The following is a 17,630-nucleotide window of genomic DNA, read 5'->3' on the forward strand; positions in this document are numbered from 1 at the left end:
TGATCTAAGCTTAATATAATTTATATACATAATTGGAGTGTGACGTGAAACCAGTTCGTCTGGCAATACTCGGTCTTGGAACCGTAGGCGGTGGTGCCCTTAAACTACTACAAGAAAACGCTGCTGAAATTAGACGTCGCACCGGTCGAGAAATTGAAATTACCCACGTAGGCACGCGTCGTCCACGTCCAGATCTAAATTTACCAGCAAGCATTAAACAGAGCGCTGATCTGCTAGATATCGTCCGCCAGCCTGATGTTGATGTTGTCGTTGAAGTCATGGGCGGTATTCACCCTGCTTATGAAGTCATGATGGAAGCTATAAAACATGGCAAGCAAGTGGTAACGGCAAACAAAGCCTTACTGGCAGAACATGGCAATGAGCTATTTAAAGCAGCTGATGATCACCACGTACAAGTTGCCTTTGAAGCAGCGGTTGCCGGTGGTATTCCAATTATCAAGGTCATTCGTGAAGGCTTAGCAGCCAATAAAATTGAATGGCTGGCGGGTATCATCAATGGTACAGGTAATTTCATTCTGACTGAAATGAGTGAAAAAGGTCGTGCCTTTGCGGACGTACTTAAAGAAGCTCAAGAACTTGGTTATGCCGAAGCAGACCCAACATTTGATGTTGAAGGCATTGATGCTGCGCATAAGCTGACTATTCTTGCGTCATGTGCCTTTGGTATTCCTTTACAGTTCGATAAGGTTTATACCGAAGGTATCACCAAGATTACTGCACAAGATGTGAAATACGCTGAAGAGCTTGGCTATAAGATCAAACACTTAGGTATTGCACGTCGTTCTAGCAAAGGCATCGAACTTCGCGTACACCCAACCCTGATTCCTGAAGAAGAGCTTCTTGCCAATGTAAATGGCGTGAAGAATGCAGTTTTGGTTCAAGCCAATGCAGTTGGCCCTACATTGTATTATGGTGCAGGCGCAGGCGCAGGCCCTACTGCTTCTGCGGTTGTGGCAGATGTGGTTGATATTGTCCGTGATATCATTTACACAGAAGATGGTTCAGGTACTATTCCTCAGCTTGCCTTTGAAGCTCTTTCCGACTTGCATATCTTGTCGAGTGATGAGATGACCACAGGTTATTATTTGCGTTTAAATGCTGAAGACCAAACTGGCGTACTTGCAGATGTAACAACAATTTTAAGTCGCACTGGGATCAGTATTGATGCCATCATGCAGCAACCTCGCTTAAAAGATCTGATTCCTATCGTGATTTTGACTGATCCGATTGTCGAATCGAAAATGAATGAAGCGATTGCACAAATTCAAGCCTTACCTGCTATCCATGGCGAAATCGTACGAATTCGTTTAGAATTGCTCGATAACTAATCGGGTTTTAAACTCCTCTAAATTTGCAGCAACACCCTGCAAAGCGCCATTCAATGAATGGCTCAGCCTCTCCGAGTAGAGGCTTAGAGGTTAAAAGAATATCTTATTTGCTCTACACACAATTGGAACACCATCATGTCTAATGCCAATCGCTATACAGGACTTGTTGATCGCTATCGTGACCGCTTACCAGTATCGAAAACTACACGTGCTATTTCTTTAAATGAAGGTAATACGCCTCTCATTAAATTAGACAATATTCCCGGTATTATTGGTAAGAATGTTGAAATTTATGTGAAGTATGAAGGTTTAAACCCGACAGGTTCGTTTAAAGACCGTGGTATGACCATGGCAGTGACCAAAGCAGTAGAAGAAGGCTCTAAGGCAATTATCTGTGCATCTACAGGCAATACCTCTGCTGCTGCTGCTGCATATGCTGCTCGTGCGGGTATCAAAGCATTTGTGTTAATCCCAGAAGGCAAAATTGCCATGGGTAAAATGGCACAAGCGATGATGTACGGCGCGATCACCATGCAAATTCGCGGGAACTTCGATGACGGCATGCGTTTGGTTAAAGAAGTTGCAGACCAAGCGCCGGTAACGATTGTTAACTCAATCAACCCATACCGCTTACAAGGTCAAAAGACCATTGCTTATGAAATCGTAGAAGCATTAGGTCGTGCGCCTGACTACCACTGCTTACCTGTTGGTAATGCGGGCAATATCACTGCGCATTGGATGGGTTATACCGAAGCAGTTGCTAATCAACCTGTTGAAGCATTTGAACAAGTGGTTTATGACCCTGAAACAGATAAGTTTACCGGTCCAAACCCTGAAGGTCGTCCGATCATGGTCGGTTATCAAGCTTCTGGTGCTGCGCCATTCTTACGTGGTGGTCCTGTTGAAAACCCAGAAACAGTTGCAACAGCAATTCGTATTGGTAATCCTCAAAGCTTTAATCATGCTAAAGCGGTCGTTCGTGACTCAAATGGCTGGTTTGATGAATTAACTGATGCAGAAATTTTAGAAGCGCAACGTCTGCTTTCTATGTATGAAGGTGTATTTGTTGAACCTGCTTCTGCGGCATCTATCGGTGGTGCAATTCGTGATATCAAAGCAGGTAAAATTGCTGAAGGTTCTGTGATTGTATGTACTGTGACAGGTAATGGTCTAAAAGATCCTGATACCGCAATTAAACAATGTGAAGATGCAGTGATGTTATCTATTGATGCAACAATGAATCAAGTGAAAGACTCTATTCTTTCAAATATGTAATAACGCATTCACATCTAAAAAAACCAGTTGTGCGCAACTGGTTTTTTATTTGCTCAAGCTAAACATTATTCTTCTTCATATTGGTCATAGTACAGATCTGATTCAGTCACACTATCTGCCTTTAATATCAATTGCTTTGTCAGCACGATTTGAAAGTGCCACCCAAACACCAGTATTCCAAATTTACACATCTCATAATCTATTTTTTATACTTAATTTAAGCATAAAAAAAGCCCTTCATATTAAAGAGCTTTTTGTCATTTGGCTGGTTAAGTGCGGTGAGAAACCGATTAGATACGTTTCGGTAAATTACTGACCCAGTTTAATAAATTGGTTGCATCATTGGTACGTGCCTGAGAAGAACTTGCACCTAATAACACCACCACAGCTGGACGGCTATTTACAGTGGTATGCATAACTACGCAACGCCCTGCTTCATTGATATAACCCGTTTTAGAAATATTAATATTCCAGCCACCATTACGTACTAAGGCATTGGTATTGTTTGATTTCAACACGCGATAACCTAAATTAAAATCATAATGTGCTGTTGTTGAAAATTGACGGATCAAGCCATATTGCGATGCAGCACTGACTAAAATCCCCAAATCTCGAGCAGAAGAAACATTACGTGGATCTAAACCAGTAGATTCAACATAATGGGTTGAGTTCATGCCCAATTGACGTGCTTTTGAATTCATTGCAGCAAAAAACGCTTGGCGACCACCTGGGTAAGTACGCGCTAAAGCTGCTGCAGCTGGATTTTCAGATTTCATCAATGCCACAAGTAACATTTCAGCACGATTCATGGTATCGCCAACTTTTAAAGTTGAACTTGAATTCTTACCACCAGCACCCGCAAAATCGATTTGTTGCAAAGTAATGTCTTCAGACATATTTAAACGGGCATCTGCGGTAATCACTGCTGTCATCAACTTGGTAATTGATGCGATAGGCAATGCCATATTGGTATTTTTACTAAACAGGACTTCACCTGTTTTTGCATCCATCACCAACGCAGCACGCGCATTTACCGATGGCTGGCTATTATAGGTATTGGTGTCATAAATCTGTACAGACTTATTGGTCAATGTTGTTGGTGCAGCATTTGATGCACGAATTGTTGTGGTTAACGTTGTTGAGCCTTTTGGAGAAATATCTTCACCATCATCATCCAGAGAGTCACCATTGAGTAACTGGCTCGCATCTGAAGAAGACCAATTTACAGTTGCTTGTCCGCTCCCCCCCGATGAGTTCATAATGATTTCAGCAAAAGCTGTAGAACTCAAACTGAGTAGTACTGACAAACTCAGCACATGCATTAACGTTTTTTTTGGTTTTTTCACGATAACTTACTCACCTCAAGGAGGTATTCACAAACTTGCTAATTACCTCAAATATGACTTACATTTACACTCAAACGTGACTATATTAAAACAAATATTTCAATCACGCCGTATTATGCGTAAATATTGAATGGATATTAGGAATAGGATTGCCAATTTTGTTATGTCTTTGCAAGTCTTTTTTGCTTTATGTAACAAAAATGTCGATATTGAGAAATTTAAGGAGGTGTAAGTGATTACTGTTTTAGTGGTAGATGACCATGAATTAGTAAGAACCGGCATCTGCAGAATGTTAGAAGATCAGACCGATATTCAAGTCATTGGACAAGCAGAATCTGGTGAAGAAGCAATTACGATTGTAAGGCAACAACATCCCAATGTGGTTTTATTAGATGTCAACATGCCTGGAATTGGTGGTGTAGAAACTACCCGTCGTTTGTTACAAACCGCACCTGATACCAAAGTACTCGCTGTGAGTGGTTTGGCTGAAGAACCCTATCCATCGCTGTTATTGAAAGCTGGAGCTCGTGGTTACATTACCAAGGGCGCGCCGATCACTGAAATGGTTCGTGCAATTAAAAAAGTCATGCAAGGCGGTAAGTATTTTAGTGCTGATATTGCCGAACAACTTGCAAGCTCTTATTTATCCGATACACAAACCTCACCTTTTGATGCACTGTCAGAACGTGAAATGCAAGTTGCCATGATGGTGGTAAATTGTGTCAGTGCACAAGAAATATCTGACAAACTCTTTGTCAGTGTAAAAACAGTCAATACTTATCGTTATCGTATCTTTGAAAAATTAGGACTTGATAGTGATGTAAAACTCACCCACCTTGCGATACGTTATGGTCTAATTAAGCCATAAATTGATTAAAACAATAATTTATCTTGAGTACGATTTATGTCGCCTACGGTAACGGTTCCTATTTATCAAACAATTTACCGTCTAGGCACACTGTATTCAGGCTATAGATTGGTTATTGCCTTTTGCTTAGTCATTATTTTTCTGATTACCCTTGAACACCAACCCGTACATTACGAATATCCCAGCTTATATTTTTATTCTCTAACCGCATTTACGCTGGTCGCAGCATTACAAATGATGCTGCTCAAATTCTACCCGCATGGGGTTGGACGGCAATTTATCGGTTTTTTTATTGTTGATATTCCCTTTCTAAGTGCCTTGGTATTTGCCCTCAATGGGCCAAATTTAGCCATCAGTATTTTGTTCGTGATTGCCGTTTTTACCGCAAATTTTCTGCTGAGTAAAAATAAAGCGCTATTCGTAACACTGGTTTCTGTGATTGCAATTATTTACCAACAGTTTTTAGGCAGCTTCTTCGATTTTTCAAATTTAAATAATATTAGTAACAGTGCCTTATTGGCTTTTTTATTTTTTATGGTCTATGGCATTGGACAGATTGCAATTAATCGCTTCCAAGTTTTAGAGTCGTTAAATACCTATCAATCTCTTGAATTATTTAAGTTACAGAACATTAACCGCTATATTTTAGAACAGATTGAAGTCGGTTATTTGGTGCTCGATGAAAAATGCAAAATTATCGTCAGTAACCCAGCTGCCTGTTTACTTTTGGGCATTTCACCACTTTACGCACATGAGCAATATCATTTATCCAGCTTTCAACCGGACTTATATGAAATCTTAAAAGATGCCATGTTACGTGATGGCGAACGCTTCCAATTTGAATCCCAACAGTCCTCGTATACAGTCGATATTCGCGTACAAAAATTGATTGTTCCGCATCAAGCACTCACGCTTTTAGTCCTCGAAGATGCACAAAAAATTAATCAAAAGGTACAACAACTCAAACTTGCTGCACTTGGTCAATTGTCCGCCAGTATTGCCCATGAAATTCGCAATCCACTTGCTGCCATTGCGCAGGCCAATGATCTCTTTATCAGCAGTGATCCAGAACAACAAATTATTTTAAATCAAATGATTACCAAACAGACTATCCGTATCAATAATATTATTAAAGATACCTTAGATATGGCAAAAAATAAAAAGATCCATACCTCAAAAATTAATTTTCAAGAATTTGTTGATGACTTATTACGCCATGATTTAGGGGATGCTCAGGAAAAAATCAAATTAGAAATTCAAGCTGATGTTTGGATCTATTTTGATGACTCCCACCTCCGACAAGTTTTAATCAATTTAGTGCGTAATGCATTACGTCATAATGATCAAAATGCTGAGCACATTTTAGTACAAACGTTTAAAAATGAATCACATGTATATATCGATGTGATTGATTATGGGAAAGGCGTCACAAAACAAGATCTTTCGCAATTATTTCAGCCATTTTTTAGTACCGAAATCAATGGAACTGGTTTAGGATTGTACCTATCGCAGACGATATGCGAAGCGAATCAAGCGAAACTAATTTACGTAGAGCAAAAACAACAAGGGGCGTGCTTCCGTATCGAATGCCCACTCATGGATTAGATTAGGTTTTTGGGGATATGACTACACGACAACCATTGGTTTTACTTGTAGATGATGAACAAGATTTATGTATGTTAATGCAAATGAGCCTTTCTCGGATGGGCATCAAAACGCATATGGCACACCATTTACAACAAGCCAAATATTTTTTTAGTGAATATAAATATGATGCCTGTATTACCGATTTAAACCTCCCTGATGGCAGTGGTTTAGATTTGGTTAAGCATGTATCACAGCATTATCCTAAAACGCCTATTGCAGTCTTAACTGCATATGGAAATATGGAAATTGCGATTGCCTCGCTGAAAGCAGGTGCTTTTGATTTTGTCAGCAAACCGATTAACCAATTACATCTGCAACAGCTTTTACAAAAAGCTTTGCATGTACCACAGTTAAGAGAAACTATCAGCGATGCGCCGCTTGAGGAATCAATGCTCATCGGTGATTCACAGGTCATTCGTAAGTTAAGAGAATCGATTAAAAAAATTGCTCGTTCACAGGCACCTGTGTTTATCACTGGTGAATCTGGAACAGGTAAAGAAGTTGTTGCCAATCTCATCCATCTACTCAGCAACCGCAGTGATAGCCCTTTTGTTGCGATTAATTGTGGTGCAATTTCTGAAGAGTTGATGGAGAGTGAGCTATTTGGGCATAAAAAAGGCTGTTTTTCAGGTGCAACTCAAGACAAACAAGGCCTTATTCAAGCTGCCAATGGTGGCACCCTGTTTTTAGATGAAATTGCAGAACTGTCATTAGCCATGCAAGCCAAACTGTTGCGAGCTTTGCAAGAAAAGAAAATTCGTCCTCTAGGCAGTGATACCGAAATCGAAGTTGATTTTCGTATTATCAGCGCAACACATCAAGACATTGAAGCATTCGTTGAACAAGGCAAATTCCGTCATGATCTGTTCTTTAGAATTCATGTGATGGATATTGTGCTCCCGCCATTGCGCGAACGTGATTGTGATATTTTGATTTTAGCCAATCATTTTCTTCAGCAAATTTGTACAGAATGGCGTATTTCAACCAAGTCATTCACTGAACAAGCCAAAGCTTTTCTTTTGCAACAACATTACTCAGGCAATGTTCGTGAATTACGCAATATCATCGAAAAAGCCATTACCATGAGTGATGAAGACTATATTGATATTCAACAGCTACAACCTGCTCCGCATCGTGGTATCCACAAAGTCGAACAGCATGATCTGATGCAAAGTAAAGCCTTGCCTATCGTTATGCCGAATAAAGCACAAAACATTCCAGAAGAAGGTTTGGAGCAATATTTGGAAAAAGTCGAAAAAGAGGTGCTGTTATCTGCATTAAATCAAACCCATTGGAATCGTACTTTAGCTGCTAAGAAATTGGGCATGACGTTTCGTTCTTTACGCTACCGTTTGAAAAAGTTTGGTTTAGATACCGATGATGATGAATAAAAGTAGCCTATATTCTTCATCATAATATCAATTCAAACGCTTTTGCTTTTTACATGGTTACAGCGTGACTACATGGATGTCGTCGTTGAGTAGGGGTACTGGATGCAGCCCTTACTCAACATACGATTTGGTCATTTTCATTTTGAGCAACTAGCAAGCATTGGCTTAGTTTGCAGTGCAAGCTGAAGGATCGCCGACACAACGTTATTTAAATACGTCATGTCAGATATAGCAGCATAAACTGCTACAGTGTTATAAATTCACTTTTCTGCACTCAACTTTATCTATCACGATGTTTTAATAGTTGATCTGCAACATTATTTAAATAAGTTTCTTCTTTTTGATCCAAAGCCCATGGATATTCTAAATTAGGGCGAATGCCTTGTCCGTCAATCATATTGCCATTAGGCGTATAATAATGCGAAACCGTCATTTGTAATGCAGCGCCATTTGGCAATGGAAATAACTTCTGCACAACGCCTTTGCCATAGCTTTTTTCACCAATGACCCAAGCACGCTGATGCTCCTTCATTGCAGCCGTAAAAACTTCTGCTGCAGATGCCGAACGACCATTAATCAAAATACCTAATTTGGTATTAGACGACTCATCGCCCGGTAAGGCTTGGAATTGTTGATTGCCTTCTGAACGACTTTTGGTCGAAACAATCGTTCCCTGAGTTAAAAACAAATCAGCCGTTTCAACAGCCGCTGAGAGTAAACCACCGGGGTTATTGCGCAGATCGAATAGCACGGCTTTTACTTTTTGAGTGCTATATTCTTCAATTAAACGTTTAATTTCATTGGCCGTATCTTGTTGAAAGACTTTGACTTTAAGAACCAAAACCTGATTATGCAACATAACCGGCTCTATATCCGCCACTTCCAATTTTCGATTTCTGACCACAGTGATTGCTGGGCTTTTTTCATTCAGTTGCAACTGAAAAGTTGAACCAATTGAGCCATGTAATAAGTCTTCAACTTGCTGAGCATTTAAGTTTTTAAGTTCTTGATTTTCAATTTTAAAAATAGTGAAGCCATTTTTTAAACCAAGTTTAAATGAGTCTGAATTATCGCGTAAATTCTTCACTTTCCATTGATGAATATGATTATCAAAAGCCAATTCAAAGTCAGCAGTCGCAAGGTCACTTTCCGTATATTGCATCAACTGTTTATATTCTTCAGGACTTAGATAACGTGAATAGCGATCTAAACCACCTACCAGCCCTTTGATTGCCTGTAGAAACAAAACATCATCAGGTTTTTCCTGAACATAATTGTCTTTAACGATACCGTAAATTTGCACAAACTGCTCAATCGATTCAATTGGCACTTCCGCAATACTTTCTTCGACATCGCCATCAAAATCAAGTGCGGCAGCATTTTCTGCCGCCCAAACTGAATGGCTCCCACAGGTCAACAATCCTGTTAATACAGCAATATATTTCCAAGCTTGAGCCATTCACGCACCTAGTTTTTAATAGAGATAATTTTATGCTTTCAATGTAATTAGATTACGGCCTTGCATTTCTGTCGGTACAGGGAGATGCATTAAACTTAAAATAGTCGGTGCAACATCTGCTAAAACTCCACCTTCAGCAATCGTCGCTGAAGTTGGTCCAACATAAATGAAAGGGACAAGTTCAGTGGTATGCTGTGTATGGACTTGACCACTCACATAGTCCTGCATTTGCTCGACATTACCATGATCAGCAGTAATCAGCATGTGACCATGCTTTGCCATCACTGCTTCATATAAACGACCAAGGCTTATATCAACCGCTTCAACTGCTTTCACAGCTGCCTCAAACACGCCAGTATGACCCACCATATCACCATTGGCATAGTTCACCACCAAAAGGTCAAACTCGCCTGAATTGATCGCATCAACCAGCTTGTCGGTAACTTCTGGTGCGCTCATTTCTGGTTGTAAATCATAGGTCGCCACTTTAGGTGATGGGATTAGGATCCGTTTTTCACCTGGATATTCATCTTCACGACCACCACTAAAGAAGAAAGTCACATGGGCATATTTTTCTGTTTCTGCAATACGTAACTGCGTTTTGCCTAAAGAAGATAAGTATTCACCAATTGAATTTTTTAAACCTTCTGGCATATATGCCACTGGCGCATCTATCGTCGCTTGATAACGCGTTAACATCACAAATTTGGATAGATGTAGTACCACTTTACGTTCAAAACCTGCAAAGTCTTGCTCTACAAATGCTTTGGTAATTTCACGTGCACGATCCGCACGGAAATTCATAAATACCACACTGTCGCCATCTTGGATTTTTGCAATTTCACCAATACGGGTTGCTTTAACAAATTCATCATTTTCATTGGCTGAATAAGCTTGCTCTAAACCTTCAACTGCTGAATCAACAACACGTAAAGCTTCTCCTTCAGTCATCAGGCGGTAAGCTTGCTCCACACGATCCCAACGATTATCACGATCCATGGCAAAGTAACGTCCAATCATGGTGGCAATACGACCTTGATTTGGATATTGTGCAAATACCGCATCGAGTTTTTCTAAAGAAGGTTTCGCACTCCGTGGTGGTGTATCACGACCATCTAAGAACGCATGTAAATAGACTTTTGCACCACGCTTCAAGGCAAGCTCACACATCGCAATAATATGGTCTTGATGAGAGTGAACACCACCCTCTGACAACAATCCCATGATGTGTAATGCACCATTGGCCGCTTTGGCTTTTTCTACCGCATCAATCAAAACTTCATGCTCGAAAAAATCACCTGTACGGATGTCTTTGGTAATACGAGTAAAATCTTGATACAGCACACGACCTGCACCCAAGTTCATATGACCAACTTCTGAGTTACCCATTTGCCCATCTGGCAAACCGACATCTTCACCTGAACCTGAAATTAAACTATGCGGATGCTTTTCTTGCATCATGGTTAGATTTGGCGTTTTTGCTGCTAAAAACGCATTATCTTCGACCGCTTCACGATGACCCACACCATCCATAATCACCAGAACGTGAGGGATTTTGCCAGCAGTTGCATCCGTCATGATTTACACTCTTTACTGTTTACAAATTAATCGTTACATCTTACCGTTTTTTTACGGCAGACTCTATGCTATGACCATGGCAAAAACGGGTTGCCATCATCTAAATTTCTAATCTAGTTAAAATTCCACTGAACTAAGCGATTGATTCATCAAGTTATCTTGCTCTATACAACAAATAACTGCCGATACCAAACATCAATACAATTGGCAAAAATACAAACCAAGCTGGAGATGGCGCGTAGACCAAACTTGCATAACCCAAGAAGTCTTGTATGTAATAGAAGCCCAAACCAACAAATAATGCGATCACTAAACGAAAGCCCATAGATTGTTGACGCAAAGGCCCAAAAATAAATGAACAGGCAATCAAGACCAAAGCAAGCAATGCAAATGGTGAACCGATATTTTTCCAGAAAGCCAACAGATACGTCTTCGGTACTTGGCTATATTCATGCATATATTGCATAAAACTCAATAACTGTGTAGGTGCTAAGTCTTCAGGATTGATGGTCACCATATGCACGTATTTCGGTTGCAACGCGAGTGCTAAATCCTGTTGGTTTTTATTGACAACCTGAGCTTGACCATTGTCCAATAAATTGACTTGGGCACTTTGTTTTAAATTCCATTGACCTTCTTTTAAGAACTGACCTTCTTCCGAATTCAGTAACGATTTCATTCGATAATTTTCGTCAAAATCGACAACTTGAACTTGTTTTAGCGTTCCTTGTGAATTGGCATAATCAATATAAATAAAGCGTTGCCCTTCACGCGTCCAATAACCTTTAACTTCCCCAAGCGCCGCAACACTGCGATGGCTTTTAACACTTTTCGCCTGCTCGTTGGTATAAGGAATCACAAATTGCGTCAATAAAAATGAAAGCACCACCAAAAGCATTGCTGAACGCATGACCCAACCAACAATACGCCATAGGCTAATACCCGCTGCTCGCATCACAATCAATTCACTGTTCGAAGCCATTGAGCCTAAGCCCAATACAGCGCCGATCAAGGCAGCAATTGGAAGAATTTCATACAAATAACGCGGTGCACCCCATAAAACATATTGCAGTGCATTCCAAGCCGTATAACCTTGTTTTAGATCACTTAACTCACCTAAATAGGTGAATAAGATCTGCAAGCTGGCAAGGACTGCGGTCGCACCTAACATGGCGAGCAAAGTGGTTTTCGTCACATGTTTTGCGACAATTCTACGTGCTAACATTATGATTTTACTCGCTGTATTTGCTTTTTAATCTTAGGTGCTAATTTCTGTTTTCTTGAAAATAGAGCGGCAGCAACAGCATAGAATAATAACACTGCAGGATATGCCCAAACACCCACCTCATCCTTACTGATACGAGTTCGTATTGCCATAAGTGCCACAATTAAACTGGCAAAAATCAATAATGCAGGGAAAAGTTTGAGATAGCGACCTTGTCTAGGGCTAACTTCACATAGTGCTGTTGCCAGCATTAAGGCGACAATAATGGAAAACGGAACAAATAAGCGCCATCCCAACTCACTTGCCACAACAGGGTCATTTCTATTTTCAAGCAATTTACCAAAAGATAGCCCCTCGACTTCATCACTTTCAAACTTGGCTTCTTTATTATTTTCTAAACGCAAACGATATGATTGGAATTCAGTTTGACTATATTTGGGTGTTCCAGGATAAATTTCATAACGACGACCTTGAACTAAATCGACAACACTAGCAGTTTCATTGGCAATTTCAATCCGTGTTGCTTCCTTTGCCAAAATCATGACATCAGGTTTGCCTTCTTTTTCAGCACGTTGATAAAAGAAAATATCTTTTAGATTTTTACGATCTTCAGATAAAGAGCCAGCATAAATCGTATAAGCTCCCGAAGAAATAAACTCACGTGGCCGAACTAAATCAAAGCCCGTTCGTACCGCTTGTGTAGAGATCAGTTGCTCATATTGACGAATTCCCCATGGAGACATCCAGATCATTAAGACACTTTGTACACACAAGTAAATAACGGTCAGTGGGATCAATAATCTGGCGACTTGAATACGACTAATACCGCTCCCGTTCAGTACCGCCATTTCATGATCGACATATAAACGACCAAAAACCAGCATCAACCCAATAAAGAAACCCAAAGGAAGAATTAAAGTCAAAAACTCAGGTAAACGAAAACCGATAATACTCAATAGAATACTCGGATCTACACGCCCCATAGCAGCTTGACCAAATCGTTTAATCAATTGCCCACCCATCATAATGACTGTCAATAATGTGACAACCACAAGAGAGGTCGAAACGACTTGTTTGACAAGGTAACGTCGAATAATCAAATTAATCTTCCAAATAAGGGTAATATCGTGATGTAGCGCTAGTTTACCCGAAGTTAAAATTATAAAACTAGATTGAAATTCTACCATTTGAAGTGGTTCAATGGTTTAATGATTTGAAATGTACAAAAGGCACAAAGACAACACATGAAACTTACGATCAATACGTCATTTTCAGCGTCTACATCTAGCCAGTCGTTATTTATTCTGGTGGATTCTGAAAACGCTAAGCAAGCTCAAGAAACATATAAAATCAATGACTTGAGCAGCATAATTGAAGACACTCAATTCAAAGCAAGTTTAAACGAAACTCTACCACTTATCGGAAAGCTAACTCAAGTTACGCAATGTACTTTAGTCGGCATAGATAAAGCCTCCGAAATTAAAGCCGCGAAATTAGCAAAAATCGCACAAACCATTATCAAAGCTTCACAAAAAAAATTCCAAAAAATTAGCATTGATATTTCGGCTTTGCCGTCTGAGTTACATTATCTATTTGCATTAAATTTGACGCAAGCTGCGTATGCTTATGATGAATTCAAATCGAAGAAGAATGAATTCACTTTAGAAAATATTGAATTTATTGCAACGCAATCGAGTCTGAGTGCAGAGCAGATCACGCTTATTGAAGCTGTTCAAAAAGGACAAAACTTTGCTCGTGACTTAGGTAACTGCCCTCCTAATATTTGCTTCCCTGAATATTTAGCAGAACAAGCACATGCTTTAGCAGCTGAATTCCCTGAGCTTTTACAAGTGACTGTGCTTGAAGAACAACAACTTGCTGATCTAGGCATGCATGCTTTTCTTGCGGTAAGCAAAGGTTCTGATCGTCCAGGGCGTGTGATTACGCTTGAATATAAAGCCAATCCTGATCAAGCACCGATCGTGCTCGTGGGTAAAGGTGTGACTTTTGATACAGGTGGTATTTCATTAAAACCAGGCTTAGGCATGGATGAAATGAAATTTGATATGTGTGGTTCAGCATCTGTACTGGGTACGATTCGTGCACTCTGTGAAGCGAAACTCCCGATTCATGTTGTCGGTGCAATTGCCGCCGCTGAAAATATGCCTTCTGGTCATGCAACTCGCCCTGGTGATATTGTAACCACCATGAGTGGGCAAACGGTTGAAATCCTGAATACTGATGCCGAAGGTCGTTTAGTCCTTTGTGATACCTTAACCTATATTAAGCGCTTTAATCCTGCATTAGTGATTGATATTGCAACACTGACTGGTGCTTGTGTGGTCGCTTTAGGTTCAGTAGTTTCTGGTTTATTTACACCAGATGATGAACTTGCAGAAGAAATTACAGCAGCAGGACACACTGCATTTGACCGTGTATGGCGTATGCCCGTATATGACGATTATCAAGAACAACTTGATTCGCCATTTGCCGATATTGCCAATATTGGTGGCCCAAAAGCTGGTGCAGTTACAGCAGCCTGTTTCTTACAACGCTTTACCCGTGACTATCGTTGGGCGCACTTAGACATCGCGGGTACAGCGTGGAATTCTGGTGCAAATAAAGGTGCAACCGGCCGTCCAGTACCATTATTGATGCAGTTAATCGCCAACCGTGTACAAAAGAATGGCTAAAATTAGCTTTTATTTGTTTGAAAAAAGCCCTGAACGGCAGGTCGAAAGTGCCTGTCGTTTATGTCGTAAAATTTTACGAAATGCAGCCAAAGTTTGGTTGCATTGCCCTGATGTAGACATGCAGCAACAACTGGATGAACGTTTATGGAGTTTTGATCCGACCAGTTTTATTGCGCATGGAATTGATCAAATTGATGCACCGATCTGTATTTCTTCAAGATTACCTGAGTCTTTAGACTGGATTGTGTTTAATTTTAACAATCAAGCACTTGAACAAGTGACACAATTTAGTCACATTATAGAAATTATTGAAAATGCTGAGTCAGCAAAACAAATTGGTCGAGAGAAGTATAAAGCCTATCGACGAATGGGTGTTTCGCCTCAAACATTTAAACTTTAATTCTTCATTCTCATTTTATATCAAGGAGATGCGTGGTGACATTAAATGTCGGTCAAGATTTTAAAAAGCGCTGGTTAGATACGCCTGAAGCGGTACGCCAAACTTTTGTAGATGACCTCAACCGCATCTGTGACCTTCTCAGCCCGACAACAAATGTACAGGACTGGCTAAGTAACGACCAACGCCAAATGCAAGTGGCGCAACTCCAAGTTGAACACGCCTATGCTGAGCTAAAAGCCCAGCTGATTGAAGAAGCGCGAATCCGTAGACAATTGGCTCTTGAAAAATCTTTAGCTGAAAAACGAGCATTACAGCACGCATATAATTTAGAACTACAACAAGATGAAATTCAGCAGTTTGAACATCAACAATTGACCTTACAAAATTTACGTCAACAAATTGATATTGAAATTTCAGAATATAGTGAAAAATACTCTAAAAATCCTGATTATCCAGCAATAGATTATGCCAATGGGCAATTCCGCATCACAGATGCGCAAATGACTTCAGAGTTGGAAAGTGTTCGCCTACGTCTTGAGTTAGAAGCAGAAACGCTCATCGAACAGAGCCTAAATGCTTTACGTAGCAAACTACAAACTGCGGCAAAAGAAGAGATTGAATATATTTTGGCAAATTCGAATTTTTCGGCAGAGAAAAAATAAAGTTTATTTATTTTAATCGGATATCCATGTTTACTTGTCACGAAAATGCAATATTAATGTCACATGATAGTCATCTCGGATGGCTTTAAAGCTTATGTGTACAGGTTAAAAATATTTTAAGTGATCAACTCAGTGAGTTTTTATTTTCAAGATAAAAATTTCCAATCACTTGCATCAGGATGAATAAAATGGATCTGCTTAACCACATTTCGAACCAAATTGCGCGACTACATTCAGGTGAAAAATGGACTGTTTCTATACAAGATTTACTGATTAGCCGTGTAGATTTTCAATCGCTTTCAGTATTTCTTTCTCGGGAATCTGAAAAAGGGACGTTCTCACTGACAGATACAGACAAACTAAAATCGCGCTTTGAACATACCTCTTTGACTATTATCAAAAACTAATTAAGCCTGATATTTTGTCTCCTTCTCAAAGCAATTTCTTAGATAAACCAAAGTCTCATTTCGGCTTTGGTTTATCTAAATGTAGTGTGGAAACACAAAACCTCAACAGATAATTTTTGAAATTAGCTTTGCTTCAACCAGCAAGGTCTCATTGTTGTTTTGATCAATTTCAACCAAATATTTTCCATTAGAATAAAAAATAGTATTGTCTTTTAAAGCAAAACTCATCACGCCCTTTTTTAATACGATCATCTCACCAGAAGCTGTCATCTTGATCAACTCCCAAGAGTTTGGAATCATCCCTGGATATTTTTCGCCCGCCTTCTGATTACGTTCTAAATTTTGCTGAGCCTTAATCAAATTACCTTCAACAAATAACTCTTCTTCTGACTTTTGTTGCGATTTGGCTGGATTATTTCCAGACGTTGTTTTTAACGATTCACCCGTATAGCGTTGAGTAAAGAAATCCAACCACCCCACAATCGCACGAATAATTTTAAAAGGCGCAAAAATAATATCTTTAAACGTTGTTAAAGGAGATTGGTGAGAACCATCACGGGAATATGGGCGCTTAATAAAGTACAAATTGCCCAGCCCATCCATTTTCGGTTTAAAGAAATCAAACTTTGGATTTGAAGCGATTGTTTGCAACTCGCCTGTTCCCATATCCAAATGAAAAATTTCTTTGGGACTATAGGCAATACGATGTTCACCATAGGCTAAACCACACGAATCATAATATAACTGCGCGGTATCTCGCGGATCAAAACATGGATTTGAATCCTGACAATCCCCTTCGGTCAAATACTGTGTTCGATTGGCGTCTAAAGGTAAAATACAAATATGTCGTTCATAGCCCTGTGTGTTGACGGATAGTGCTAAACGCTTTTTAGACTCATCATAAGCCATGTCCTGCACCACAAAATCATTCTTTCGTAATACTAAGCCTTCGGTTTCGTGTAAATCTGTCAATGATTTGATATTGATCGAAGTGCCTTCTTGCAAACAAGCGGTATAAATCATTTTACGATCAGTAGTCAGAGCAACATCTGTTGGGAAAATATGGGTTAAATCGACTTCATCATCTTGTGAAGATGTTCGCATGAACTGTGCACCCGTACCTTTGGTTTTCCAATCTTTACGTTGTTGAATCTCAACTAAATTCTTTTTATATAAGTCAATTGCTTGGCAAGGAACCGTAATACTTTTATTCCCATCCAATAAATACAGATTTTGATTCGATAAATAAAGCAATGCTGCCATGTGTATTCCTTAATTTTACCTGCAATGGCGTGTTTCTCAATATTCCAGTTACAGTGTTTCTTGTAAT

General features: G+C 39.7%; 15 protein-coding genes. 9 read left to right on the top strand and 6 right to left on the bottom strand.

Annotated features, from left to right (window positions below; genetic code table 11):
• Positions 1–44 precede the first annotated feature (44 nt).
• Positions 45–1,349, top strand: coding sequence for a homoserine dehydrogenase (locus FY049_RS12985; protein ID WP_004718385.1), 1,305 nt, complete (start codon positions 45–47; stop codon positions 1,347–1,349).
• Positions 1,350–1,484: 135 nt separating this feature from the next.
• Positions 1,485–2,624, top strand: coding sequence for a threonine synthase (gene thrC / locus FY049_RS12990; RefSeq protein ID WP_166783022.1), 1,140 nt, complete (start codon positions 1,485–1,487; stop codon positions 2,622–2,624).
• Positions 2,625–2,914: 290 nt separating this feature from the next.
• On the opposite strand, the gene pbpG is transcribed toward thrC, so the two are convergent.
• On the bottom strand, positions 2,915–3,970 hold the full coding sequence (gene pbpG, locus FY049_RS12995) for a D-alanyl-D-alanine endopeptidase PBP7/8 (protein ID WP_056516579.1): 1,056 nt from the start codon (positions 3,968–3,970) through the stop codon (positions 2,915–2,917).
• 232 nt (positions 3,971–4,202) lie between these two features.
• Between pbpG and gacA the strand changes: the two genes are divergently transcribed.
• Genes gacA through FY049_RS13010 form a run of 3 tightly spaced genes read left to right on the top strand, consistent with a single transcriptional unit; the run spans position 4,203 to position 7,876 of the window.
• Positions 4,203–4,838 (top strand): response regulator transcription factor GacA, encoded by a 636-nt coding sequence (gene gacA / locus FY049_RS13000; RefSeq protein ID WP_004718392.1) that lies wholly within the window; start codon positions 4,203–4,205, stop codon positions 4,836–4,838.
• Positions 4,839–4,874: 36 nt separating this feature from the next.
• Positions 4,875–6,443 carry a sensor histidine kinase gene (locus tag FY049_RS13005; RefSeq protein ID WP_446083810.1) on the top strand — a complete coding sequence of 523 codons (1,569 nt, stop codon included), beginning with the start codon at positions 4,875–4,877 and terminating at the stop codon, positions 6,441–6,443.
• 17 nt (positions 6,444–6,460) lie between these two features.
• Positions 6,461–7,876 (top strand): sigma-54-dependent transcriptional regulator, encoded by a 1,416-nt coding sequence (locus FY049_RS13010; RefSeq protein WP_105714623.1) that lies wholly within the window; start codon positions 6,461–6,463, stop codon positions 7,874–7,876.
• A 280-nt stretch (positions 7,877–8,156) separates the two neighbouring features.
• Here the strand turns inward: FY049_RS13010 and FY049_RS13015 are convergent, their stop codons facing one another.
• The 4 genes from FY049_RS13015 to lptF all read right to left on the bottom strand — a co-directional run bounded on the left by FY049_RS13015 (position 8,157) and on the right by lptF (position 13,238).
• A complete protein-coding gene (locus tag FY049_RS13015) occupies positions 8,157–9,335 on the bottom strand; it encodes a S41 family peptidase (RefSeq protein ID WP_224964598.1) in 1,179 nt (392 codons plus the stop codon).
• Positions 9,336–9,365: 30 nt separating this feature from the next.
• Positions 9,366–10,913, bottom strand: coding sequence for a 2,3-bisphosphoglycerate-independent phosphoglycerate mutase (gene gpmI, locus FY049_RS13020; protein WP_224964597.1), 1,548 nt, complete (start codon positions 10,911–10,913; stop codon positions 9,366–9,368).
• A 154-nt stretch (positions 10,914–11,067) separates the two neighbouring features.
• On the bottom strand, positions 11,068–12,138 hold the full coding sequence (lptG, locus tag FY049_RS13025; RefSeq protein ID WP_151956266.1) for an LPS export ABC transporter permease LptG: 1,071 nt from the start codon (positions 12,136–12,138) through the stop codon (positions 11,068–11,070).
• Complete coding sequence (gene lptF, locus FY049_RS13030; protein ID WP_035371793.1) at positions 12,138–13,238, bottom strand: LPS export ABC transporter permease LptF; 1,101 nt, start codon at positions 13,236–13,238, stop codon at positions 12,138–12,140. Before lptF ends, lptG begins: the two co-directional genes overlap by 1 nt.
• 144 nt (positions 13,239–13,382) lie before the next feature.
• Here lptF and FY049_RS13035 point away from each other — a divergent pair, with 144 nt between their 5' ends.
• From FY049_RS13035 to FY049_RS13050, 4 genes are all read left to right on the top strand, one after another.
• Positions 13,383–14,831, top strand: coding sequence for a leucyl aminopeptidase (locus FY049_RS13035; protein WP_056516564.1), 1,449 nt, complete (start codon positions 13,383–13,385; stop codon positions 14,829–14,831).
• Positions 14,824–15,231: a DNA polymerase III subunit chi gene (locus FY049_RS13040; RefSeq protein ID WP_004818553.1), complete on the top strand. Its 408-nt coding sequence runs from the start codon at positions 14,824–14,826 to the stop codon at positions 15,229–15,231. The genes FY049_RS13035 and FY049_RS13040 overlap by 8 nt, the downstream gene beginning before the upstream one ends.
• 35 nt (positions 15,232–15,266) lie before the next feature.
• Positions 15,267–15,893 (top strand): cell division protein BlhA, encoded by a 627-nt coding sequence (gene blhA / locus FY049_RS13045; RefSeq protein ID WP_056516561.1) that lies wholly within the window; start codon positions 15,267–15,269, stop codon positions 15,891–15,893.
• A gap of 188 nt (positions 15,894–16,081) precedes the next feature.
• Positions 16,082–16,300: a hypothetical protein gene (locus tag FY049_RS13050; RefSeq protein WP_056516559.1), complete on the top strand. Its 219-nt coding sequence runs from the start codon at positions 16,082–16,084 to the stop codon at positions 16,298–16,300.
• A gap of 102 nt (positions 16,301–16,402) precedes the next feature.
• Here FY049_RS13050 and FY049_RS13055 read toward each other — a convergent pair whose 3' ends face one another.
• Positions 16,403–17,563, bottom strand: a complete 1,161-nt coding sequence (locus tag FY049_RS13055) for a hypothetical protein (protein WP_446083811.1) — start codon at positions 17,561–17,563, stop codon at positions 16,403–16,405.
• Positions 17,564–17,630 lie beyond the last annotated feature (67 nt).

The organism is Acinetobacter sp. 1125_18A (assembly GCF_052824985.1).